The organism is Streptococcus oralis subsp. oralis (assembly GCF_002096495.1).
GTDB classification, from domain to species: domain Bacteria; phylum Bacillota; class Bacilli; order Lactobacillales; family Streptococcaceae; genus Streptococcus; species Streptococcus oralis_CU.
In genome coordinates this window covers 300,852-322,967 of record NZ_NCUO01000012.1, presented here as the reverse complement: position 1 = coordinate 322,967, position 22,116 = coordinate 300,852, and the positions used below count along the sequence as shown (strand labels likewise).

The 22,116-nt window shown below is 41.5% G+C and carries 21 protein-coding genes and 1 pseudogene; 3 read left to right on the top strand and 19 right to left on the bottom strand.

The features are described 5' to 3' along the window. Positions 1-85: 85 nt before the first annotated feature. From B7717_RS06985 to B7717_RS06960, 6 genes and pseudogenes are all read right to left on the bottom strand, one after another. Complete coding sequence (locus tag B7717_RS06985; RefSeq protein WP_000202415.1) at positions 86-715, bottom strand: ABC-2 transporter permease; 630 nt, start codon at positions 713-715, stop codon at positions 86-88. Then, on the bottom strand, positions 715-1,563 hold the full coding sequence (locus tag B7717_RS06980; RefSeq protein ID WP_000049613.1) for an ABC transporter ATP-binding protein: 849 nt from the start codon (positions 1,561-1,563) through the stop codon (positions 715-717). Before B7717_RS06980 ends, B7717_RS06985 begins: the two co-directional genes overlap by 1 nt. Next, positions 1,556-1,936, bottom strand: a complete 381-nt coding sequence (locus tag B7717_RS06975; protein ID WP_001025497.1) for a GntR family transcriptional regulator — start codon at positions 1,934-1,936, stop codon at positions 1,556-1,558. The genes B7717_RS06980 and B7717_RS06975 overlap by 8 nt, the downstream gene beginning before the upstream one ends. A gap of 116 nt (positions 1,937-2,052) precedes the next feature. After that, positions 2,053-2,414: pseudogene (locus B7717_RS06970) on the bottom strand (RNA polymerase sigma factor). 60 nt (positions 2,415-2,474) lie between these two features. Then, a complete protein-coding gene (gene htpX, locus B7717_RS06965; protein WP_000895757.1) occupies positions 2,475-3,374 on the bottom strand; it encodes a zinc metalloprotease HtpX in 900 nt (299 codons plus the stop codon). 1 nt (position 3,375) lies between these two features. After that, a complete protein-coding gene (locus B7717_RS06960; protein WP_000219838.1) occupies positions 3,376-3,936 on the bottom strand; it encodes a LemA family protein in 561 nt (186 codons plus the stop codon). A 93-nt stretch (positions 3,937-4,029) separates the two neighbouring features. Here B7717_RS06960 and rsmG point away from each other — a divergent pair, with 93 nt between their 5' ends. Both rsmG and B7717_RS06950 read left to right on the top strand, forming a co-directional pair. Beyond that, complete coding sequence (rsmG, locus tag B7717_RS06955) at positions 4,030-4,743, top strand: 16S rRNA (guanine(527)-N(7))-methyltransferase RsmG (protein WP_084944442.1); 714 nt, start codon at positions 4,030-4,032, stop codon at positions 4,741-4,743. 369 nt (positions 4,744-5,112) lie between these two features. Then, the gene (locus tag B7717_RS06950) at positions 5,113-6,396 is read left to right on the top strand and encodes a uracil-xanthine permease family protein (RefSeq protein ID WP_049506041.1); all 1,284 of its coding nucleotides are present in this window, start codon (positions 5,113-5,115) and stop codon (positions 6,394-6,396) included. Between the two features lie 44 nt (positions 6,397-6,440). Here the strand turns inward: B7717_RS06950 and B7717_RS06945 are convergent, their stop codons facing one another. The 9 genes from B7717_RS06945 to B7717_RS06905 all read right to left on the bottom strand — a co-directional run bounded on the left by B7717_RS06945 (position 6,441) and on the right by B7717_RS06905 (position 15,415). Next, entirely contained in the window at positions 6,441-7,346 is a 906-nt protein-coding gene (locus B7717_RS06945; RefSeq protein ID WP_049477636.1) for a DMT family transporter, read from the bottom strand. A gap of 8 nt (positions 7,347-7,354) precedes the next feature. Then, positions 7,355-8,290 carry a serine hydrolase domain-containing protein gene (locus B7717_RS06940; RefSeq protein WP_049477635.1) on the bottom strand — a complete coding sequence of 312 codons (936 nt, stop codon included), beginning with the start codon at positions 8,288-8,290 and terminating at the stop codon, positions 7,355-7,357. Continuing rightward, entirely contained in the window at positions 8,287-9,012 is a 726-nt protein-coding gene (locus B7717_RS06935) for a CppA N-terminal domain-containing protein (RefSeq protein ID WP_049477634.1), read from the bottom strand. Before B7717_RS06935 ends, B7717_RS06940 begins: the two co-directional genes overlap by 4 nt. 110 nt (positions 9,013-9,122) lie before the next feature. Then, positions 9,123-9,992: an aquaglyceroporin Gla gene (gene gla / locus B7717_RS06930; protein WP_049477633.1), complete on the bottom strand. Its 870-nt coding sequence runs from the start codon at positions 9,990-9,992 to the stop codon at positions 9,123-9,125. Positions 9,993-10,149: 157 nt separating this feature from the next. Next, positions 10,150-11,316, bottom strand: coding sequence for an ATP-grasp domain-containing protein (locus tag B7717_RS06925; RefSeq protein WP_049477632.1), 1,167 nt, complete (start codon positions 11,314-11,316; stop codon positions 10,150-10,152). Between the two features lie 12 nt (positions 11,317-11,328). Next, positions 11,329-12,069, bottom strand: a complete 741-nt coding sequence (locus B7717_RS06920) for an esterase family protein (RefSeq protein ID WP_000546816.1) — start codon at positions 12,067-12,069, stop codon at positions 11,329-11,331. Between the two features lie 20 nt (positions 12,070-12,089). After that, positions 12,090-12,914, bottom strand: coding sequence for an alpha/beta hydrolase (locus B7717_RS06915; protein ID WP_084877974.1), 825 nt, complete (start codon positions 12,912-12,914; stop codon positions 12,090-12,092). 135 nt (positions 12,915-13,049) lie between these two features. Next, entirely contained in the window at positions 13,050-14,264 is a 1,215-nt protein-coding gene (gene thiI, locus B7717_RS06910; RefSeq protein ID WP_049477630.1) for a tRNA uracil 4-sulfurtransferase ThiI, read from the bottom strand. A gap of 8 nt (positions 14,265-14,272) precedes the next feature. Further along, entirely contained in the window at positions 14,273-15,415 is a 1,143-nt protein-coding gene (locus B7717_RS06905) for a cysteine desulfurase family protein (protein WP_049518978.1), read from the bottom strand. A 137-nt stretch (positions 15,416-15,552) separates the two neighbouring features. Between B7717_RS06905 and B7717_RS06900 the strand changes: the two genes are divergently transcribed. After that, positions 15,553-15,978 carry a DUF6556 family protein gene (locus B7717_RS06900; RefSeq protein ID WP_049479078.1) on the top strand — a complete coding sequence of 142 codons (426 nt, stop codon included), beginning with the start codon at positions 15,553-15,555 and terminating at the stop codon, positions 15,976-15,978. A gap of 44 nt (positions 15,979-16,022) precedes the next feature. On the opposite strand, the gene B7717_RS06895 is transcribed toward B7717_RS06900, so the two are convergent. The 4 genes from B7717_RS06895 to B7717_RS06880 all read right to left on the bottom strand — a co-directional run bounded on the left by B7717_RS06895 (position 16,023) and on the right by B7717_RS06880 (position 22,013). Then, entirely contained in the window at positions 16,023-18,329 is a 2,307-nt protein-coding gene (locus B7717_RS06895; RefSeq protein ID WP_084944441.1) for a DNA translocase FtsK, read from the bottom strand. A gap of 86 nt (positions 18,330-18,415) precedes the next feature. Then, positions 18,416-20,368 (bottom strand): PTS fructose transporter subunit IIABC, encoded by a 1,953-nt coding sequence (locus B7717_RS06890; RefSeq protein ID WP_084944440.1) that lies wholly within the window; start codon positions 20,366-20,368, stop codon positions 18,416-18,418. Next, the gene (pfkB, locus tag B7717_RS06885; RefSeq protein ID WP_070696957.1) at positions 20,365-21,276 is read right to left on the bottom strand and encodes a 1-phosphofructokinase; all 912 of its coding nucleotides are present in this window, start codon (positions 21,274-21,276) and stop codon (positions 20,365-20,367) included. Before pfkB ends, B7717_RS06890 begins: the two co-directional genes overlap by 4 nt. After that, positions 21,273-22,013 carry a DeoR/GlpR family DNA-binding transcription regulator gene (locus tag B7717_RS06880; RefSeq protein WP_000920647.1) on the bottom strand — a complete coding sequence of 247 codons (741 nt, stop codon included), beginning with the start codon at positions 22,011-22,013 and terminating at the stop codon, positions 21,273-21,275. Before B7717_RS06880 ends, pfkB begins: the two co-directional genes overlap by 4 nt. Between the last annotated feature and the right edge of the window lie 103 nt (positions 22,014-22,116).

The window sequence follows — 22,116 nt, the reverse complement described above, 5'->3', positions numbered from 1 at the left end:
CAACTTTGTTGCACTTGACTTGACAATTAAGGAAAAAATTGTTTTTCCATCTCTGCCACTTAACTACAAATTAAATAATTTATAACTAGTATTCTTTTTTCTCCATAATCATAACGGACAATTTTACTGCAAGCCCTATGATTAATATGCTTACAACTAAAATTCCTAAGCAAATCATTGATATAGAATTCTTACTAAAAATCTCCATTAGTTCTGCAAGAAAATTTGACTTTTCTTTTAACAGTGTTGATAAAGCAAATATTAAGAAATAAGTGATTACCATAATGAGTCTACCCTTTTCAGCACCATATTTAAGAATAAATGGTAATTGAATGGCAGACATAAGTATACTAGCAGCTAATGTAATTAAAGCAATAAACACTATATTATCCAATGACATTTGATTTTTTGTCATCAACAGTACAAAAATGCAGATTGAACCAACCAAACCAAAGGCAAATGCAAAGAAAAACTTGCTCAACACATAACTGCTCTTTTTTATTGGCATCGAAAATGCAAACTGTTCGAAATTTGATTTTGTATCATAGCCAAAGGCGATTGCAGTAAGTATGAGCGGAATCATTACACATATTAACGGAACCATAAACAATTCATTTTCATAAATTCCATATACAGCCAGTGCAATACTGATAGTAACCGTTAATAATAATGTCTTTTTTAAAGTTGCTATATCTTTCAAAATTAATGATGTCATTATTGTCTCACTCCTTTCACAAAGTAAATCATAATATCCTCAATTGACGGTTTTTGTAACTTGATACCATCAGGTACAAGACTCTTTTTAACAAGTAACTCTTGCCCAAAAGAATGTATTCTTCTTCCTACAATGGCTTCTTCATCAATGTTATTTACTTCTTCATTGGATAAAGTACATATACCGTAGTTTTCTTTTAACTCATCTTTTGTTTCCATAAATAAGATTTTTCCATTGTGGATAAAAGCAATGTAATCTGCCACTTTTTCTAAGTCAGATAAAATATGGGAAGAAATAAGAATTGTATGATTTTCATCTTGCATAAAATCTAATAACAAATCCAAGATTTCCTCTCTTACAATTGGGTCAAGCCCACTTGTTGCTTCATCTAAAATCAAAAGTTCAGCATTGTGAGATAAAGCAACAGCCATTGAAAGTTTCATTTTCATACCACGAGAATAGTTTTTAATCATCTTTTTATGTGGTAAATTGAATTTTTCAACGAATCCATAAAACTGCTTTTTATCCCATTTTGAATAAACTCTATGACAAAACTTTTCAACATCGATTAATGTCATTTCTTCCGGCACTAACAAATCATCAAATACCACTCCAAGTTTATCTTTCAGTTCAACACTATTAGGATTTTCCTCATCTAAAAGTCTTATATCGCCAGAGTCTTTTCTTAAAAGCCCAAGTAACAATTTTATAGTTGTACTTTTACCAGCTCCATTCTGTCCGATATATCCAACTATTGTTCCTTTCGGAATAGTAAGATTTACCGGTCCTAGTTTAAAACTGTCAAATGTTTTTACTAAATCTTTAATTTCAATAGCATATTTACTCATATTCACCCTCCACATAACTCTTTAACATTTTTATCAATTCATCACTGGATACATCTGCAATTTCTGAAAGTTCAACTACTTCTTGAAGCTTCGATTCAATTTTCTTTAAGTATTCTTCTCGAATTAGTTCTTTATTTTGTGCTGCAACAAAATTACCTTTTCCTTGTACCGAATTTATAAACCCGTCTAACTCTAATTCATCAAAAGCTCTTTTTGCAGTTAACATACTTACTCTTATTTCTTTCGCTAAGAATCTTATCGAAGGTAGTTGTTCTCCCACTTTCAAATCTCCAGAAATGATTTGTGCTTTAATTTGATTTTTTATTTGCAGATATATTGGTTCATCACTGGAATTATTTATCTGTATATTCATCATCAACCCCCTACTGTTATTTGTGTTTTAACTGTTATTATTATAGCATAACAGTTAAAACATTGCAATATCTAAAAAGAAGCAGACAAAAATTTTTTTCCCGCTTCTTCTCATTACTATCTAAATTCTTTCAGCAACTCTCTTAGCTTTTCCAATATCTTATTTCTTCTCTTTATGAGAGCTGGATGAGATATTTTTTTCATTTCAGCCACCAAACGAATAGTTTCATCATTGAAATAAAGTCTATCAATGATTTCTCTTTCTTCATCATTTAATTTTGATAGTGCATCTCGCACTGCCTCAATCATCCTCTGTGTCTGAACGTTTTTATCTACATCAAAACCCTCATCAACTATACTATCCTCAAAATGTCCATCATTTTCAAAAGACGAGAAAAAAGCAGGTGATTTCTTCTATCCACCTGCTTCAAATATTTTTCGGCTCTATAATATTTGTAGTGGGTAAATCCCCTATGGATATTATGGAGCTTATTTTAGCTTTTCTTCAACCCACTACAGTTGACAAAGAGCCATTTTTTCTACATGTGTTTCAAGCGTTCGATTCGTTCTGAGATAGGTGGGTGGGTATAAAAGAGTTTTTGTAGTCCCCCACCTTTCTTAGGATCATTGATGTACAGAGCACTGCTGGCATCATCGACATGGTGATGCATCGGCTCGCTATTGTCCAACTTACGCAAGGCATTGATCATCCCTTGAGGATTGCGGGTCAGCTCCACACTAGATGCATCCGCCAGAAATTCCCTCTGACGGGAAATGGCTAATTGCACCAAGGTTGCAGCGAGAGGTGCTAGAACAATGGCTAAGAGAGAGATAACAAGCATGATAATCTCCAAACCATTTCCATCACGATCATTATCACTCCGTCTGCGGCCTGCACCACCCCACCACATCATCCGTCCTGCCATACTAGATAGCAGGGTAATAGCACTAGCAAGGGCAACAGCAATGGTCGAAATACGGATATCATAGTTCCGGATATGACTGACTTCATGCCCCATTACTGCTTCTAGCTCCTCACGGTTCATGATGGCTAGGAGACCCGAAGTGGCTGCGACAGCTGCATTCTGCGGATTCGAACCTGTTGCAAAGGCATTTAAAGATGAATCCTCAATGATGAAAACACGAGGCATGGGAATCTGAGCGACCATGGCCATATCTTCTACTACATGGTAGAGGTTTGGAGCTGTTTGCTCATCAACCTCACGCGCCCCATTCATAGACATGACAATCTCTGTCGATTGAAAGATCATGGTCAGAGCGTAGATAAGACCAATAATCAAGGCAATAATCATGCCACCAAGACCTGAGCGCATGAAGAGATAGCCAACCGCATAACCAACCAAGGCCAAGAGTAGGAAGAAAACCAGCAACAAAATCCAGGTTTTTCGTTTATTGCTCGCAATTTGATCAAACAACATCTTAGTCACCTAATCCGCTAAAGTCAACTTTAGGAACTGCCTTTTCCTCTTCAGGTGTTTGAAGGAAGTCTGCAGCTTTAAATCCAAATAGTCCTGCGATGATGTTGCTTGGGAAACTTTCAAGTTTTACATTGTAGTTGCTGACAACACTGTTGTAGAGTTGGCGTGAGTAAGAAATTTTATTTTCAGTATTGGTCAACTCTTCTTGTAATTTGATAAAGTTAGCACTAGCTTTCAAGTCTGGGTAATTCTCTGCTACTGCAAAGATACCAGAAATCTGGCGGGTAAGGGCATCACTGGCCTTCATAGCTTCAGCTGGTGAAGTTGCTGCGGCTACTTGTCTTCGAAGTTCTGTCACTTTTTCCAAGGTAGAACCTTCATATTTCGCATAGCCTTTGACTGTTTCAATCAAGTTTGGGAGGAGATCATTACGACGCTTCAACTGAACATCTATCTGGCTCCAAGCCTCCTTGGTCTGCATACGATTTTTAACCAAACCGTTATAGCTAACAATCACAAAAATAACAATCAGAGCCAAAACTCCAAGAATAATCCAAGTCATAATCTTATTCCTTTCTGCTTTTAGATTACTACCAGTATATCAAAATTTTAACGAATATGGTAAAATAAGATGATACTAGAGAAGGAAACTACTATGAAACCAGAAACATTTTACAGCCTACTAGCTGAGCAAAATCTTCCACTTTCGGACCAGCAAAAGAACCAATTTGAACGGTATTTTGAACTCTTGGTCGAGTGGAATGAAAAGATTAACCTAACCGCTATTACAGACAAAGAAGAAGTCTACCTTAAGCACTTTTATGATTCGATTGCACCTATTCTGCAAGGCTTGATTTCAAATGAAACTATCAAACTTCTTGATATCGGAGCGGGGGCAGGATTTCCTAGTCTTCCTATGAAAATCCTCTATCCTCAGTTAGATGTGACCATCATTGATTCGCTCAATAAGCGCATCAACTTCCTCCAACTATTGGCTCAGGAGTTGGATTTGGATGGTGTTCACTTCTACCATGGACGGGCAGAAGACTTTGCCCAAGACAAGAACTTCCGTGCCCAGTTTGATGTAGTGACGGCTCGTGCGGTTGCCCGTATGCAGGTTTTGTCTGAGCTGACCATTCCCTATCTTAAAGTCGGAGGAAAACTATTGGCACTCAAGGCCAGCAATGCTCCTGAGGAATTGCTAGAAGCCAAGAATGCCCTCAACCTCCTCTTTAGCAAGGTAGAGGACAACCTCAGCTATGCCCTACCAAATGGAAATCCGCGCTACATCACTGTGGTCGAAAAGAAAAAAGAAACCCCAAATAAATATCCACGTAAGGCTGGCATGCCCAACAAACGCCCACTTTAAACAATGGTGCCCCTTGTTTAAAATTCAGAAAACCATTTACAAAATCAACTTCGCTCTCACATTTCTAGGCTCGGGAAAAATTCGTTTACAAAACGAACCTCGCTCTCGCATTTCCGGGCTCGGGAAAAAATGATTTATAAAATCAAACCTCGCTTTCGCATTTCTAGGCTCGGGAAAAATTCGTTTACAAAACGAATTTTTTCTGCTATACTATCCTAAGCAAAGGTTTTTAATGTCATCCTGTGAGGTGACGAAGGCGCAGATTTATATAAATTTTTAAAAGATAGCTATTTTTTAAAAAGTCTTACTCTGAGGGCCTATTGCTGCAAAATAATGGGCTCTTTTTTGGTGCCCAAAAGTGAGGTTTTTATGAAACAGGAATCAACTGTTGACTTGTTACTAGACGTTGATCAACGTCCTTCTGCTGGTAAAGGCATTCTTCTAAGCTTCCAGCACGTGTTTGCCATGTTTGGTGCAACCATTCTCGTTCCCTTAATTTTGGGAATGCCCGTATCGGTTGCTCTCTTCGCTTCCGGTATTGGAACACTTATCTACATGATTTCTACTGGCTTTAAGGTTCCAGTTTATCTAGGTTCTTCATTCGCCTTTATCACAGCTATGTCTCTAGCCATGAAAGAAATGGGAGGCGATGTCTCTGCTGCCCAAACTGGAGTTATCCTGACTGGTTTTGTCTACGTCCTTGTAGCAGCAAGTGTTCGTTTTGCAGGTACGAAATGGATTGATAAACTCTTGCCACCAATCATTATCGGACCTATGATTATCGTTATCGGTCTTGGTCTTGCTGGTTCTGCTGTAACGAATGCTGGACTTGTAGCAGACGGAAACTGGAAGAACGCTCTTGTAGCTGTCGTGACGTTCTTGATTGCCGCCTTTATCAATACAAAAGGAAAAGGTTTCCTTCGTATCATTCCTTTCCTCTTCGCCATCATCGGTGGGTATATCTTCGCTATGATGCTTGGTTTGGTTGACTTTACCCCAGTCCTTCAAGCCAACTGGTTTGAAATTCCTGGTTTCTACTTGCCATTTAGCACTGGTGGTGCCTTTAAAGAGTACAACTTGTACTTCGGTCCTGAAACAATCGCCATCTTACCAATCGCTATTGTAACCATTTCAGAACACATCGGAGACCACACGGTCTTGAGCCAAATCTGTGGCCGTCAATTCCTGAAAGAACCGGGACTTCACCGTACGCTTCTCGGTGACGGTATCGCGACATCTGTATCCGCATTCCTCGGTGGACCAGCCAATACGACCTACGGAGAAAATACAGGAGTTATCGGGATGACTCGTATCGCTTCTGTCTCTGTTATCCGTAACGCAGCCTTTATCGCCATTGCTCTTAGCTTCTTAGGTAAATTCACTGCCTTGATTTCAACCATTCCAAATGCTGTGCTTGGTGGCATGTCCATCCTTCTCTACGGAGTTATCGCCAGCAATGGTTTGAAAGTTTTGATTAAAGAACGCGTTGACTTCAGTCAAATGCGTAACCTCATCATTGCTAGTGCCATGTTAGTACTTGGACTTGGGGGAGCCATCCTCAAACTTGGGCCAGTTACACTTTCAGGTACTGCTCTATCAGCCATGACAGGAATCATCTTGAACTTGATTTTGCCACACGAAAATAAAGACTAATCATCTATACACAAAAAATCCACTCGATTGAGTGGATTTTTTAATTACTTACTCTTTATTTCCAACAGTAAATCTTTCAATGAAATAATGGTCACGGCTAGTAAAACCATGGCCATACCGACAAAATCAATCTCATAAAACTGTTCCTTCATAATCAGAAAGGCAAAGAAAACGGCTGAAATTGGCTCTATGGAAGCCAATAAACTAGACTTAACAGGGCCTATCAGACTAGCTCCCTTTAGGAAAGCTGTATAGGCAAAAACCGTTCCGATGACGATAATCCCAGCAAATGCAAAGAGAAAATCTAAGCTGGTTGGTATGCTGGCCTGTAAGACTCCTGTGAAGGGAATAGCCACTACACCAGAAATAACCATTCCTACACCAATCACCAACATACTTCCCCACTTCTTAATCAAAGCGATGGGAAGGATAATATAGAGGGCATAGGTCAAGGCTGAAAAGAGGCCCCAGAACAGACCTAGGGGTGTGACAGACAACTGGTCGACTTTCCCATGCGTCGCGATAAGAAAAGTTCCTCCAATTGCTAGACAAATTGAAATAATCTCAGCCAGAGTCGGTGCTACCTTGTCCTTGATACAAGTATAAATCAAGATCCCAACAGGACAAACATACTGGAGAACCGTCGCCGTTCCAGCATTGGTTTCCTGAATGGCAGAAAGATAGGCAAACTGGTTTAAGAAAAGTCCAAATAAGGCAAATAACAAGAGAGAGAAAAGGCTTTTTCTGTCTTTTAAAAAAGCAAGGAGTTTATCCTTTGCGGTAGCATAAGTTAAAAAAACCAGAGCCAATCCTGCAATAATGAGCCGCAGATTGGTCAAGACTAGAGCGGAAATCTCGTGTGCCATCAGGTATTGGCCACTGGTTCCAGACAAACCCCAAGCAATCCCTGCAACTACTGTAAATAGAGTTCCTTTTACGGTTTTTGACATTCTTCCCCCTACTCTTCTTGACGAATCATTTCCATCACTTGGTTTCGATCGATTATCCACTGCACACGTTCATCCTTCTCATAGGTTCGATTGGATAAAAAGATGGTGGCTTCTTGTTTCTCTCGATTCCACATGATGAAGGTACCTGTATAGCCCGTATGATCAAGCCAGTTTCCTTCCAGATTCCAAGCTAGCGAACGCTCTTCATCCTCTAAGGGAGAGTAATTTCGACTTAGGTTTTCAGCAAAATCATCTTTCAAGTAATGTTCCAGAAAGATTTGCAAATCCTTAACAGTTGAAAATAAACCAGCACTTCCAGCATGTTTTCCCAGAAGACGAGCTTTGGGATCGTGGATACCACCTGCTTCTACTCCTCTAACTGTTGGTACAGCAAACTCCACTGGACCAAACATTGTTTCCTTCATGCCCCATGGTTCCAAAACTTGTTCTTCAATAATCTGATCCAAGTCTTGTTCAAAGATTTTCTCCAAAAGAAAGCCTAGGAGTAAAAAGTGAACATCCGAGTATAGAAAAGCAGGCTGACTACGTCTATTTAGATGAAACATGGCCTCTCTTAATTCCTTAGAGCCTAACTGGTCCCTATTGGGAATAAAGGGGTCCAGATCTGTTGCGTGGGTCAAGAGTTGACGAATAGTGATATCTGGGTAATCACATGCAGCTAAAAAGTCCGCCACTGGTCGATCAATGTCTAGTTTCCCCTGTTGCCACAAGAAGGTCAAGACTGTTCCTACTCCCACAACCTTACTCACACTAGCCAGATCATAAACCAAACCGGCCCCTGTCTTCAAGCCCCGCTCTGGATCACTCAAGCCTAGGTAGGATTCTCTCCATTCTCCATCCTTAAAATACGCAAAAGAGGCCCCGGGATAGACCCCTGCCTCGATTTGATCTTCTATTTTTTTTAGAATTTTTGTCCACTTCATGCTTCTTCAAACCATAATTCGATTTTATTGGTATCTTTACCAAGGAAGAATTTCTCAGACTTTGGAATAAAATAGTCTGTGCCTTCAAATTTCTGACGAAGACTAGTCAACTCTAGATCCTTTACCAAAAATTTCAGCATAGACAAGTCCCAGGTAACATTGTTTTCAACAGCCAAATCTGGACCTTGCCCTTGAGTAAAGGTAATGGCATTAGTCGCAAATTCTGAATCAAGTAAACTCTCCCTGTCCTCAGGCAGACGGAGCTCGACAGAAACCTCAAATTGACTCACGTATTTTATACTTGTATTTGAATAAAATTCAGGAACAGTTTCCAGTGGAACCAAATCTCTTATATCATCTTCTGCATGAACAAGAATCACATCCTCTTCAGGAGAGACAATCTCAAAAGCATACCCTCGGTTTCCTTTAAATAGACGAGGAAAAGACTTCATCTGAGAAAGAAGGGCCTCAATTTCAGAAGGATTCTCAACCTTTATCAAGAGTCTAGCTAGCTTCTTAAGCCCTTCAACTCTGCGTGTTCGCATGCTTGGAGCCTCTTCTAAAATCAATCTCTCCTTAGCTGTCTGATCACCTAAGGAAAGAAAGGCAGACTCTTCCAGCAAAGGTTTCATCCCCAAGGTTTCAATGTAAAATCTTTCATTTAATTTTCGATTATTAACTTTTAAAGTCGGAACGATCCGAACAATCTCATTCACCTTCATAAATTCCTCCAACTCTTTTATTTTAAAGGATTTTCGAATATTTTACAAGCCATATCTATTTTATTTAGAAATTTTACAACAAAAAAACTGGGATTCCCCAGTTTCATTTCTTATAGGTAAAGTAGTTTAAATAGTGCTACTGCCGCAATACCCGCTGCAATTGGAGCTACAACTGGAACCCATGCATACCACCATTTTGAATCACCCTTGTGTTGACCAAGAACTGATTTTGGAAGGAGTTCGTGAAGAAGACGTGGTCCAAAGTCACGAGCTGGGTTCAAACCAGGTCCAGTAGGTCCACCAAGTGAAGTTACCAAGGCCATCACTAGGAAACCAAGTGCCAAGTGCGCAACTGAGATCCCAGCAGCTGTATGTGGAGCTACTTGAGCTTTCACTGCCAATTCACTTAAATCAACAGTTTGTCCAGCTTGAGTAGCCATTTGTTTCATGTATTGAAGAACCTCAGCACCAAAGAAGTTTTTAGTCAAACCAAGTGCTGCAAAGAAAAGAACAAATGAACCTACAAACTCATTGAGGAAGCCGTTAACAGTAGCTGCAAAACGTGATTCTTTTGTACCGTGGTCGATGCTTGAAATTGTTGAGAAGGTACCCAAGATATTGTTAGGGTTCTCTGTCTTCAAGTAGTAAGGACGGTGAGTCGCTACAACCAAAGCTTGACCGAAGATTGCTCCCAAAACTTGTGCTAGGATGTAAAATGGAACTTGATCCCAAGAGAAAAGACCACTAACAGCAAGTCCAAGAGTGAAAGCTGGGTTGATGTGGTTACCAGATACGTTACCAAACATCAAGGCTGGGATCATAACCCCCATACCGTAACCAACCGCGATAACGAGCCAGCCACTTTGGTGACCTTTCGTACCTTTAAGTTCAACGTTAGCAACTGCACCATTACCAAGAATGATCAAAATAGCAGTTCCTAAGAATTCTGTGGCATATTTAATAGCCCATGTAAAATCCATTTGATAGATTCTCCTTAAATTTTTTTAGACAATCCTTATTCTATCAATTTTTAGCCCTTTTAGCAATATCTTTTCTAAAAGAATCTATGGAAAACGCTTTATTTAACTTATCTTTAAGAAAAGGACAAAAGGGGTCAAACTCCTTTCATCCTAATCGTTATTCTTGACGTTGACCAAAGTCTACAATCATCTGCTCCATCTCTTGGCGACTCGGAGTGGTCAGCATATAAAGGTAATCTCCTTGTAGCTCTGCAAAGGCTGCTGGCATGATTTTTTTGACCTTGAATTGCTGGCTGTACTTAGCAAGCAAGTCTTCTTCTGAATAGACATAGTTGGCATTGGCACGACGTGAAGTAGCTAGACAGTATTGAGGTTCAAATTCTGACTCTGGGAATTCTTCTCCTGCGACAATAGTTGCATAGCCACGATAGAGGTCCAAGGAATGAGCAAAGTTATAAACATCAATGGTAAAGCCACCTGCAGGACGGTTATTGTACTCAATGGCAATGTAGTCGTCCCCGTCACGGAAAAACTCGATATGGAAAAAGCGTTCTCTCATTCCAAATTCTTTGACAATGGCCTCGCCATACTTGCGCAGTTTGGGATCCATATCCTTGAGAACATAATAGGCATTATCCATCTTATAAATCATGAGATCAAGTGGTGTATGGGCATAATCAAAAGTCGTTGAAAAGACGATGTTGCCATCCTTGTCCACAAGTCCGTCAAAAGTACAGATTTCGCTAGAAGTGACAAATTTTTCAAAGAAATACACGGTTGAATGGTCCCATTCAGCCTTAAAGTGATTTACATCGTCTTCTGTCTCAAGCTTAAAGGTTGCTGCCGCTCCCACTCCGTTATCAGGTTTGGCAATCATTGGTAGACCAATCGTCTCAACTGCTCTATCCACATCTGCTTCCGTCTGGATAACAGCACCAGGTACCACAGGGACGCCTGCTTTTTTGAAAAGTTTCTTCATCTCAGACTTAAACTTGGTCTTTTTGAGATCCTCTGGTTTGGCACCAAAGACATTGAATTGTTCTCTGAGTGTTGCGTCCAGCTCAAGCCAGTATTCATTGTGAGATTCGATGCGGTCGATTGGGCCATGCTTGTAGAACAGAAAGGCAACAGCACGCTTGACTTCGTCTATGTTTTCAAGATTATCTACACGGAAATACTCGGTTAGGCCATTGCGCAAAGGTTCATCTAGTTGTTCGTAAGGTTCCTGACCAATCCCCAAAACAGTGATGCCTTTATTGGCTAGCTCGATTGTAAACTGTTGGAAGTTTTGCGGATAGTAGGGAGAAATAACAAGGTAATTCATAGGCAACTCCTTTTATAGATACAGGTGTCCAAGAAAATAGGGCATTTGTTTGCGCCACCATTCCCAGTCGTGGGCGACATCGTGTCCCCATTCAGCAAACCAGGCTGGAATTTGTTTCTGGTCAAAGGCTTCTTTGAGCTTGTAGAAGGATGGCAGACCATCTTGTTCCCAGGCACCAAGTCCCGTACAAACGACGATTTCTGCCTGACGGTAACGATCAATAAACCAGCCGTCGTTTTGATTCCATATATAATCTACAGGTGAGTTTTGGTAAATAGCATCATCATTGTAGTAATCGCCAACGAAGAAACGTGCATCGTAAACACCGCTGAGGGCAATCACCTTGGTAAAGACATCTGGATGCTGAAGAAAGAAATTAAGTGCATGGTAGGCCCCCATCGAGCAACCTGTCGTCATCATGCCATCAAACCAACCTGTTTTATGCTTGATAAAAGGAATGGCCTCCTCAATCACATAGCGTTCGTAGGCACGATGCATCTCCGCCTGGTCATGACCATTTTTCCAAGTGGCCAACCAGCTCTCACTGTCCACACTGGAGAGCGTAAAGAACTGGACACGACCTTCCTCGATAAAGGAAGCACAGGCATCAATCATGCCAAAATCATAGTATTCGTTGTGACTGCCACCAGATGAAGCAAAAACAACAACTGGAATCCCAGCATGTCCATAACGGTTGAGGTACATTTCACGGTTGAGATTGCCACTCCAGTGGCTGAGGTTTTCAATATGCATTGGCTTTCTCCTTTCTTAACTTACCATTTCTCTGCAAAAAATCGAAGACAGTCTGGTAAATTTTCCGACCATGGAATCTCACTATGGATGGCACCAGACTGAACTTTCAAGACAAGATTATCCAAGTGTACTCCACCTGCAATCAAATCACGGTAATAACGAAGCGACGAGTCGATATAGGCTTGCTTGATATTGCCAGCCATCAAGGTCTTATCCGTATCGTCTGCTTCTTCTGTTCCTACATAGATGAAAATGCGCTGTTCAGGCGTCAATTTCTTGCGCTCGATATAGCGGTTAAAGGCTTCTTGGTGAAGCCAGTTAGCAGATGAAAAGACACCTAGACAACCAATTCGGTCTTGGTACTCTAGTCCGATAAACTGGGTAATATTGCCTCCTAGTGACGAACCAATCATAGCCGTATGCTGGCGATCAGCTTTGGTACGATAGGTTTCATCGATAAAAGGCTTGACCACTTCCATGACAAACTCGGCATACTCCACACCCTTACCACCAAACTGCTGGCCTGGTATAGGAGATTCTTGAAACTTCCAAGCCGCATACTCATTCATCCGTCCCATACCATCATTGTCAATAGCAACAACAATCATGCGACTGATGTCAGGATTCCGCTTAATGGCCGGAATGATCTTCCAAGAGTGTCCGATATAGGACTCCTTGCTGTAAAAGACATTTTGCCCATCATGAAAGTAAACTACAGGATAAAAACGGTCTGTGTCCTTCTCGTAGTCCTTTGGCAGAAGCACACGCACACGACGCTCTTTTCCAGTATAAGGCACCTTGAGTTTGTGTTCTTTCATTTTTAAGTAAAAGTAGGAATGATTCATTGTCAGAAAACTCTCTATATTCAAAATTTTATCTCATTATACCATAAAAATAGAAAAAAAGTCAGTAATTGTCCATTTTAAGGATAAATAACTAACTTTTTCATTTATTTTTTTGAATTCTTCTGGATTTTATAATTAGAGGAGATTGTCAATTAACTCATCGACAGCATCTTTTTCAACCTGGGGAGTGATTTCAGTAATCATAATCCCAGCCACTGCTCGCTCAACCAAGCCTTCAACATCCATGCGTTTTTCATACTGCTCTGCATTCTCTATCTTAGGATTTGTCTTGGGACGGTCAGGCGCAAAAATTGTACAACAGTCCTCAAAAGGCTGGATTGAAATTTCAAAGGTATCGATTTCCTGCGCGATATCAATGATTTCCAACTTGTCCATCGTAACCACGGGACGAATGATAGGAGTGCTGGTCACAGCGTTGATAGTCTGCATGCTTTCCAAGGTCTGGCTAGCTACTTGACCAAGACTTTCCCCATTGATGATAACTAAACCATTTCTCACCTCTCGAATACGGTCGGTAATGCGCATCATAAAACGACGGGTCAAGGTCATGAGGTAGGCTTCTGGTGCCTTAGCCTTGATTTCCTCTTGAATCTCTGTAAAAGGCACCTCGATAAACTGGATATTGCCACCAAACTTGGTCAATTTCCGAGTCAAATCGTGGGCTTTCTTGAGGGCACCAGGACTTGTGTATGGCGGGCTAGCAAAGTGGACGGCTTCAATATCTACCCCACGTTTAAGAGCTAGATAACCTGCTACAGGTGAGTCAATCCCTCCTGACAACATGAGCATACCTTTACCAGAACTTCCCACAGGTAATCCTCCTGCTCCACGAAAAGTTTCATAGGAAAGATAGGCAGCCTCTTCACGAATCTCAACCTGAAGATTAATATCTGGATTTTTCATCTGAGCTTGCACGTTTGGAATAGCCTCGAAAACAGCTCCACCAAGAGTTTGATTCAGTTCACGACTATCCAATTCAAAGTTGTGATCGCTACGCTTGCTAGTGATTTTAAAGGTCATGCCTTCCTTGTAGATTTCCTTCATAATCTCTTGGACAGCAGACTTCAGAACGTCCACTGACTTTTCAATCTTATACACAGGAGAAAAATTTTGAATTCCAAAGACTTGTTTGAGTGATTCTGCTACTGCTGTGTAATCAGCTCCATTGAGGTAAGCGTGGGCACGGTCGCGATCTGCGGTTACCTTAACTTGAGGATAGATAGACAAAACGTCTGAAATATTATTACGAAGTTTATTAATGAAACGCATACGATTTTTGTGCTTGGTTGACAATTCTCCGTAACGAATCATAATTTCTGAATACTGCATAAATGCTCCTATCTTACTTTTCTAGTTTGATTGTAAATTAATTTTAGCTTGGTCAAAAACTGCTCGACTTGACTCATATCATTTTCCAGGTCTAGGCTTAGACGCACAGCTGACTGGGCCTTATCTTTGTCCACTCCCATGGCAATCAAGGTCCCCGCAGGTTTTCCTGCCTTGGACGAACAAGCAGAGGTTGTGGAAATGAAAATATCATAGTCTTCAAAGGCGTGAACGATGACTTCACCACGAACACCCTTAATCCCAAAAGTCAGGATATGAGGGGCAAAGTCTTCCTCATCTGAAAAGACAAAAATATCTGGATAATCCAGAAGAGCTTGACGAATGACTGCCTTCATCTGCCCTGTCTTACTAGCAAAGATATCTAACTTTTCCATAGATAAACGGAGAGCTTTGGCTGTCGCTGCAATTCCAGCAACATTTTCAGTTGTCGAACGATAGTCTCGCTCCTGACCACCACCTGTTAAAAGAGGCATGATCCTCTTACCAGACTTGATATAGACAAATCCAACACCTCTGACACCATGAAACTTATGACTTGAAAAGGTCGCAAAATCCACTCGATCAGTTAGATACTTTTCAGTTGGAATCTTAGCAAGTGCCTGAACCGCATCAACATGGAAGGAAATAGTCGGCTTATCTGCTAACAGTTTCGAAATAGCCTCAATAGGCTGGATAGAGCCAATTTCGTTGTTAACTGCCATGATGGAGACAAGGGTCGTATCAGGTCGTAGCAAATCTGCTAATGCTTCAACATCCACAAATCCTTTCTCATCAACTGGAGCAAAATCTATTTCAAAACCTTGACTATTCAGCCAAAGGGCTGATTCCTTGACTGCTGGATGTTCAATAGCTGATACGATGATGTGCATACCAAACTGGGCTTTTTCAAAGGCCACACCCTTGATAACCCAGTTATCTCCTTCTGTTCCACCAGAGGTAAAGAAGATTTCATCACTCTTCTTGCCAATTAAATCTGCAATTTGCTGCCGGGAAGCATCTAAAATTCGTGTTGCCTGATCTCCCAGACGATGGAGACTAGACGGATTTCCTACAATTTTTGAAGCAACCTGCATGTAGGTTTCAAGTGCTTCAGGATAAGGCTTGGTTGTCGCCGAATTATCAAAGTAGATCATGTTTTCTCACGCTTTCTAAAATCACTCCTTCTATTGTATCACGAAAAGAGACCTGCGACAAGAAAGGGAGGTTTCTCTTTTTTTAAGATTTTTTTAAAGAAATGAGGTATAATAAATCATAATTAAAGGAGAGTATCATGTCTAACTATCGTAGAACTTCAAAACCAAAAACAGAACACATCAAAAAGGGATTTACTGTCTTTCAAAAAACGATTGCTACCATCGGTAGTATCCTTGGTCTCATCACCGCTACTATTACCATCATGAACGCGATGGATAATAACAAGAACAACAAAAAAGAACCGACGACAACTCAAACAACTGTTGTCAAGGAAATTCAAAAAGAATCCCCTCAGGAAAATACTACTCCTAACAGGGACAACACTTCTACTAAAGAAAATACCCTACAAGAAGAAACTTCTCAATCCAATAAAAAAGAGGAGAAAAAAGAAGAGCAGAAAACAACAACTCAGGACTCTTCTACACCAGCTACAAATAAAGAAACAAGCGATAATGGAACACAGTCAAATACGACGAGTTCTGAAACTAAAACGAACCAGTAATCAAAAAAATAACTTCTTTCCAAATTTGGAAAGAAGTTATTTTTTTATTGTTGCAATACTTTTCGTGGTTTGGTTCCCTCAGCTGGACCGATGACACCTGCCATTTCGAGCTCTTCCATCAGGCGGGTCGCACGATTAAATCCAACTGACAAACGACGCTGAATCATCGAAGCACTAGCTTTCTGGGTTTCGATAACCAAAGCCTTGGCTTCTTCAAAAAGCGGATCGCCACCAGCTTCACCATCAGAAAAATCTCCTTCATTTTCAGGAACATCTCCTGGGTCAAAGCTTTCATCGTAGTCCGCATCTGCCTGAGCCTTGATGAAGTTTACGATGCGTTCAACATCATCATCTGAGATAAAGGATCCTTGTAGACGGACTGGGTGATTTTCATCAATTGGTTTAAAGAGCATATCTCCTCGACCGAGCAGTTTTTCTGCTCCATTTTCATCCAAGATGGTTCGTGAATCTGTACCTGATGAAACTGCAAAAGCCACACGAGATGGGACATTGGCCTTGATAAGACCAGAGATAACATCAACCGATGGACGTTGCGTTGCGAGAATCATGTGAATCCCTGCAGCACGCGCCTTCTGTCCGAGACGAATGATGGCATCTTCTACTTCCTTGCTAGCCACCATCATGAGGTCTGCCAACTCATCTACAATGACAACAATCAAAGGCAGGGGTACTTGTTTGTACTCAGATTGGCTATTATATTCCTCGACCTTGGCATTGTAACCAGCGATATTTCGCACACCAACCTTAGCGAAGAGTTCATAACGGTTTTCCATCTCATCCACAACCTTTTGCAGAGCCTTGCTGGCCTTGCGTGGATTGGTCACAACTGGAATCAAGAGGTGAGGAATGTCATTGTAAACGGATAACTCAACCATCTTTGGATCCACCATCATAAACTTGACCTGATCTGGTCTTGCTTTCATCAGAATGCTGGCAATAATACCGTTAACTGCGACTGACTTCCCTGATCCCGTCGAACCTGCAACGAGTAGGTGGGGCATCTTGGAAAGGTCAAAGGTGCGAGCAGTTCCATTGACAGCCTTACCTAGAGGAATTTCGAGGAGATTTTCTGGTTTAGTTTGAGACTGTTCCCAGAGTTCACGGAAGGAAACGGTCGCAATCTCAGAGTTGGGTACTTCAATTCCGACTAAGGATTTACCAGGGATCGGAGCCTCAATCCGAACATCCTTGGCCGCCAGAGCCAGCGCTAAGTCGTCTGCCAGATTGGAAATGCGGTTAACCCGTACACCGACTGCAGGCTTGACTTCATACTTGGTAACTGATGGCCCAATTTCAGCCCGTTCCACCGTCACCTTGATACCAAAGCTAGCAAAGGTTTCTTCTAGGATTTTGATATTTTCTCGAACAATCTTCTTTTCCTTGGACTGATCTTTGGGTTTATCTGGCGCAAAGAGTTGCAAGCTTGGTAACTTGTATTCAAGGGCTTCCTTGGCAGAAAAATCAACCTGTACCTCTTCATCCTCAAAATCCTCTTCCACATCAGGAACGTCAAAATCTGTTTGAGGGAGGATAATCTCCGGTTCAATCCATTCTTCCTCAGGAATTGGTGGGAAATCGTAGTCTGGTACTTCAGATAAGATTTCTCCCGTTTCAGGATCTACAGGAGGAAGCGGCAGCGCATCCTGTTCTTCTTGTTCTCTCTGAATTCTGGCTGCTTGTTCAGCTTCTTGACGAGCCTTCTCTTCTTCTCTCTTGATAAAGCGTTCCTGTTTTCTCTGTTCCTGTTTTTCCATGAAGGATCTGAACTGAGCTCCAATAAAGGCTGCGACATCATAAATAGACCAAGGACTAACCAAGAGTGCCCCAACTAGAATCAAGAGAACTCCAATAAAGTACGATCCGATATTGGAGAAAAGAAAGGCTATGGGAATATAAAGTCCGACACCAAGCAAGCCTCCACCAGCGAAGCTAGTCACCCGCATACCAGTCAGGTCCGTCATAACTTGAGACAGAGTCCCTTTTAGGACTGACTGCTCCAAGCCAAATTTCCATACCAAGTAGGCCTCAAAAATCAAGAGCAAGCCAGCGAAGATACAGAGAAATCCTGACAGAAGCCCTTCCTGCTTGCGGATCCATTTAAAAAGAAAAAGATAGATGAGGAGACCACCTATGGCCACATAGGCCAAACTTCCGACCACCAGTCGAATGAGATTGTAAAGAGTGACACCTGCTGCACCGAGTTTGAGGGCTGCAATAATCAATAACAAGGCAATTCCTAAGGAAATCAACATCCTCTGGATAGCCTGTTTTCTTTCGAGTTCTGCTTTAGACGGTCTCCGTCTTGTTTTTGTAGTATTCTTGTTTGCCATTCTTTTATTATACCATATTTCACAGCCATTTCGAATAGAGAAAAAGATTGCACCAAATGGTAACAATCTTTCTATTCTAATCCTTTTTATGCTTGTGGTTTGCGTAGGTAACCATAAACCACACCACTTACAATTGCGCCAACCAATACAAAGGCAAGGTAGAGAAGGGCATTTGAAGTAAGAGCGATGACGAAGATTCCTCCGTGTGGCGCCATGAGTTTGATTCCTGCAAGACCAACGAGTCCGCCTGCTACTGCCGAACCAAGGATGAAGCTAGGAATCGCACGAGCTGGGTCTGCTGCACCAAATGGGATCGCTCCCTCAGTGATAAATGACAAGCCCATGATGATGTTTGTCAAACCAGAGTTGCGTTCTTCTTTGGTAAATTTATCTTTAAAGAGAAGGGTTGCGACAAAGATGGCAAGTGGTGGAACCATTCCTCCGGCCATAACTGCTGCCATAGCTACAGAACCACCTGAAGAAACAGTCGCTGCAAGCGTACCTGTACCAAAGACATAAGCAGCTTTGTTGACTGGTCCACCCATGTCAACAGCCATCATGCTTCCAAGAACGATACCAAGAAGGACAGCTGAACCTCCTCCAAGACCGCCTAGGAAGGCATTCATATCGGTGTTGATTCTTGCCATTGGGATGTTGACAGCTAGCATGACAAATCCAGTCAAAATTGTTCCAAAAAGTGGCAAGAGAAGGATTGATTTAGCACCTTCAAGTGAACGAGGAACTTTGACATATTTCTTGATAGCAAGAACCAAGGCTCCTGCGATAAATCCACCAACAAGTGCACCTAGGAAACCAGATGAGACACCTGCAAGAGTTGAAGTTGCTTCACCACCTGCGGCATAAGGAATTTTACCAAAGGCAAAACCTTCTTTGGCAATAGCACCAGCCACAAAACCTGCTACCAAACCTGGTTTTTCGGCGATAGAGTAGGCTACGTAGCCTGCAAAAACTGGAAGCATCAAGCCAAAGGCTGCTCCACCGATTTTCATGAACGTAGAAGCTAGCTCATGGTAAGATCCGAGATTACCAAGACTATCTTGTGGCACACCAAAAGCTCCGTCGATCAAGAAGGCAAGGGCAATCATGATACCACCACCGATAACGAATGGCAACATTTGAGATACACCACTCATCAAGTGTTTGTAGAAAGCACCACCAAGACTTTGTTTTTCGTTAGATGCTGTTGCAGCTTTTGCTCCATTAGCAGCATGGTAAACTTCAGCATCTCCTGAAAGAGCCAAGTTGATCAATTCTTCCGTCTTACGGATACCGTCTGCAACCGGACGGTTAACCAAAGGTTTACCATCGAAACGATCCATCTCAACTGCCTTGTCTGCAGCGATGATAACAGCTTTAGCCTTGCGGATGTCCTCTGCAGTTAGTTGATTTCCAACACCGCTAGCACCATTGGTTTCAACCTTGATCCCAACACCCATTTCAGCAGCCACTTTTTGAAGGGCTTCTTGGGCCATATAAGTGTGGGCGATACCTGTCGTACAAGCTGTAACAGCTACGATAAAGTCGCCAGATTCATTGGCAGGTGCTTGAACAGGCTGCTCAGCTTTTTCTGAAGCTTGGTCAAAGAGTTCGATAACTTGATCTGCAGATGTTACTTGACGAAGTTTGTCAGCGAAACCATCTTTCATCAAGTATTGAGACAATTCTGCCAAGGCTGCCAAGTGAGTATCATTGGCACCTTCTGGAGCTGCAATCATGAAGAAGAGGTCTGTTGGTTGCCCATCCAAACTTTCATAGTCAACACCCTTATTTGACTTTGCAAAGAGAACTGTTGCTTCTTTGACAGCAGAGTTTTTACTGTGAGGCATAGCGATTCCGTCACCCAAACCAGTGGAAGTGAGAGCTTCACGCGCTAAAATTCCTTCTTTAAAGGTTTCAAAATCCGTCACGTAACCGTGATCTACCAAGCTATGAATCATCTCTTCGATGACAGCTGTTTTTTCAGTTGCCTGTAAATCCAGCAACATGACATCTTTTCTCAATAGGTCTTGAATTTTCATCGTTTTTCTACCTCAACTTTTTCATATGTTTCTTTAATAAAGTCCGCTGTTGCCAAGTCATCTGAGAAGGTCGTTGCTGTGCCACAAGCAACTCCCCATTTGAAGGCTTCTATTGCGTCTTTTGATTTGACAAATTGACCTGTAAATCCAGCTACCATAGAGTCACCAGCCCCGACTGAATTTTTGACTGTTCCCTTGATAGGTTTGGCGAAGTAAGCTCCCTCAGATGTGACAAGAAGAGCACCGTCGCCAGCCATGGAGATAATAACGTTTTGAGCTCCTTTGGCCAGTAACTGACGAGCATAGTTCTCGATTTCATCTAAACTTTCGAGTTTCACTCCAAAGATAGCTCCAAGCTCGTGATTGTTTGGTTTAACCAAAAGTGGCTGGTAGTCCAAACTATCAATCAAGGTCTGTCCTTCAAAGTCACAAACCACTTGCGCACCAGTCTGGCGTGTCAAGGCAATCAAATCTTTGTAAATAACATTACCTAGATTCTTAGCACTCGAACCCGCAAACACAACCGTATCATCTGCTGTCAGACTAGACAAAATAGCTTTCAACTCTTCTAGCTGAGCCGGTTCCACATTTGGACCAGTCCCGTTGATTTCTGTTTCTTGGTCTGCTTTAATCTTGACATTGATGCGAGTATCTTCTGCTACTTGGACAAAACGAGTTTCGATTTCTTCCTCTGTAAGGGTATCTGTGATAAATTTACCAGTAAAACCTCCGATAAATCCAGTCGCAGTATTTGGAATACCCAAGCGTTTCAAAACACGACTGACATTGATTCCTTTCCCACCAGCAAACTTATCATCACTGTCCATACGATTGACACTACCGACTTGAACTTGGTCCAAGCGCACGATATAGTCAATGGATGGATTGAGTGTGACTGTATAAATCATACTTCTATTACCTCCGTTTTCTTCTTAATAGCCTGCAAGAGCTCATGCCCTTGACTTGTGATGACAATAGCGCGTTTAAGTGGTGCTACCTTGGCAAAGCAAGTTTGTCCAATCTTAGACGAATCCACTAAGACATAGGTTTGTTTGGCATTCTCTAAAATAGCACGCTTAACGGCTCCCTCCTCCATATCAGGAGTCGTATAATAACCATCGTCTACACCATTCATCCCAACAAAGGCACGGTCAAAGTGCAATTGATTGATTTGGTTAAGAGCAACACCACCGATACATGCATCTGTTGCCATCTTGACACTTCCTCCAACCATGACAGTTGGAATCTGTTTTTCAACCAACTGAACCGCATGGTGAATGGAGTTGGTCACAACTGTAATATTCTTATTAACCAATTCCTTGATTAAAAAAGCAGTTGTCGTTCCAGCATCGATAAAAATGACATCTTTTTCCTTAATAAGAGAGGCTGCTTTCTGAGCCAGTAGCTTCTTCTCTTGAAGGTTTTTGACAGATTTTTCTTGGATGGTTTCTTCTTCCTGCAAGGAGTGGGGCAATTCTGCTCCACCATGCACACGGCGAAGTTTGTTTTCCGCCTCCAGCTCATCCAAATCTCTTCGAACCGTTGATTCTGATGTTTCTAATAGACTAACCAATTTTTCTAGGGAAACTACATGATGTTGATTTAACTCCTCTAAAATCAGTTGCTTCCGCTCAGTTTTTAACACCAAATCACCTCCTGTTATCGTTTACACTATTCATTCTAGCACAATTTCTATCAAAGTCAAGCATTTTTTATCATTTTCTTTCAATTTCTATCATTTTTCTTAT

Coding starts and splice junctions, on each gene's coding strand:
- B7717_RS06985 (WP_000202415.1), bottom strand. CDS start 715: ATGACATCATTAATTTTGAAAGATATAGCAACTTTAAAAAAGACATTA.
- B7717_RS06980 (WP_000049613.1), bottom strand. CDS start 1,563: ATGAGTAAATATGCTATTGAAATTAAAGATTTAGTAAAAACATTTGAC.
- B7717_RS06975 (WP_001025497.1), bottom strand. CDS start 1,936: ATGAATATACAGATAAATAATTCCAGTGATGAACCAATATATCTGCAA.
- htpX (WP_000895757.1), bottom strand. CDS start 3,374: ATGTTGTTTGATCAAATTGCGAGCAATAAACGAAAAACCTGGATTTTG.
- B7717_RS06960 (WP_000219838.1), bottom strand. CDS start 3,936: ATGACTTGGATTATTCTTGGAGTTTTGGCTCTGATTGTTATTTTTGTG.
- rsmG (WP_084944442.1), top strand. CDS start 4,030: ATGAAACCAGAAACATTTTACAGCCTACTAGCTGAGCAAAATCTTCCA.
- B7717_RS06950 (WP_049506041.1), top strand. CDS start 5,113: ATGAAACAGGAATCAACTGTTGACTTGTTACTAGACGTTGATCAACGT.
- B7717_RS06945 (WP_049477636.1), bottom strand. CDS start 7,346: ATGTCAAAAACCGTAAAAGGAACTCTATTTACAGTAGTTGCAGGGATT.
- B7717_RS06940 (WP_049477635.1), bottom strand. CDS start 8,290: ATGAAGTGGACAAAAATTCTAAAAAAAATAGAAGATCAAATCGAGGCA.
- B7717_RS06935 (WP_049477634.1), bottom strand. CDS start 9,012: ATGAAGGTGAATGAGATTGTTCGGATCGTTCCGACTTTAAAAGTTAAT.
- gla (WP_049477633.1), bottom strand. CDS start 9,992: ATGGATTTTACATGGGCTATTAAATATGCCACAGAATTCTTAGGAACT.
- B7717_RS06925 (WP_049477632.1), bottom strand. CDS start 11,316: ATGAATTACCTTGTTATTTCTCCCTACTATCCGCAAAACTTCCAACAG.
- B7717_RS06920 (WP_000546816.1), bottom strand. CDS start 12,069: ATGCATATTGAAAACCTCAGCCACTGGAGTGGCAATCTCAACCGTGAA.
- B7717_RS06915 (WP_084877974.1), bottom strand. CDS start 12,914: ATGAATCATTCCTACTTTTACTTAAAAATGAAAGAACACAAACTCAAG.
- thiI (WP_049477630.1), bottom strand. CDS start 14,264: ATGCAGTATTCAGAAATTATGATTCGTTACGGAGAATTGTCAACCAAG.
- B7717_RS06905 (WP_049518978.1), bottom strand. CDS start 15,415: ATGATCTACTTTGATAATTCGGCGACAACCAAGCCTTATCCTGAAGCA.
- B7717_RS06900 (WP_049479078.1), top strand. CDS start 15,553: ATGTCTAACTATCGTAGAACTTCAAAACCAAAAACAGAACACATCAAA.
- B7717_RS06895 (WP_084944441.1), bottom strand. CDS start 18,329: ATGGCAAACAAGAATACTACAAAAACAAGACGGAGACCGTCTAAAGCA.
- B7717_RS06890 (WP_084944440.1), bottom strand. CDS start 20,368: ATGAAAATTCAAGACCTATTGAGAAAAGATGTCATGTTGCTGGATTTA.
- pfkB (WP_070696957.1), bottom strand. CDS start 21,276: ATGATTTATACAGTCACACTCAATCCATCCATTGACTATATCGTGCGC.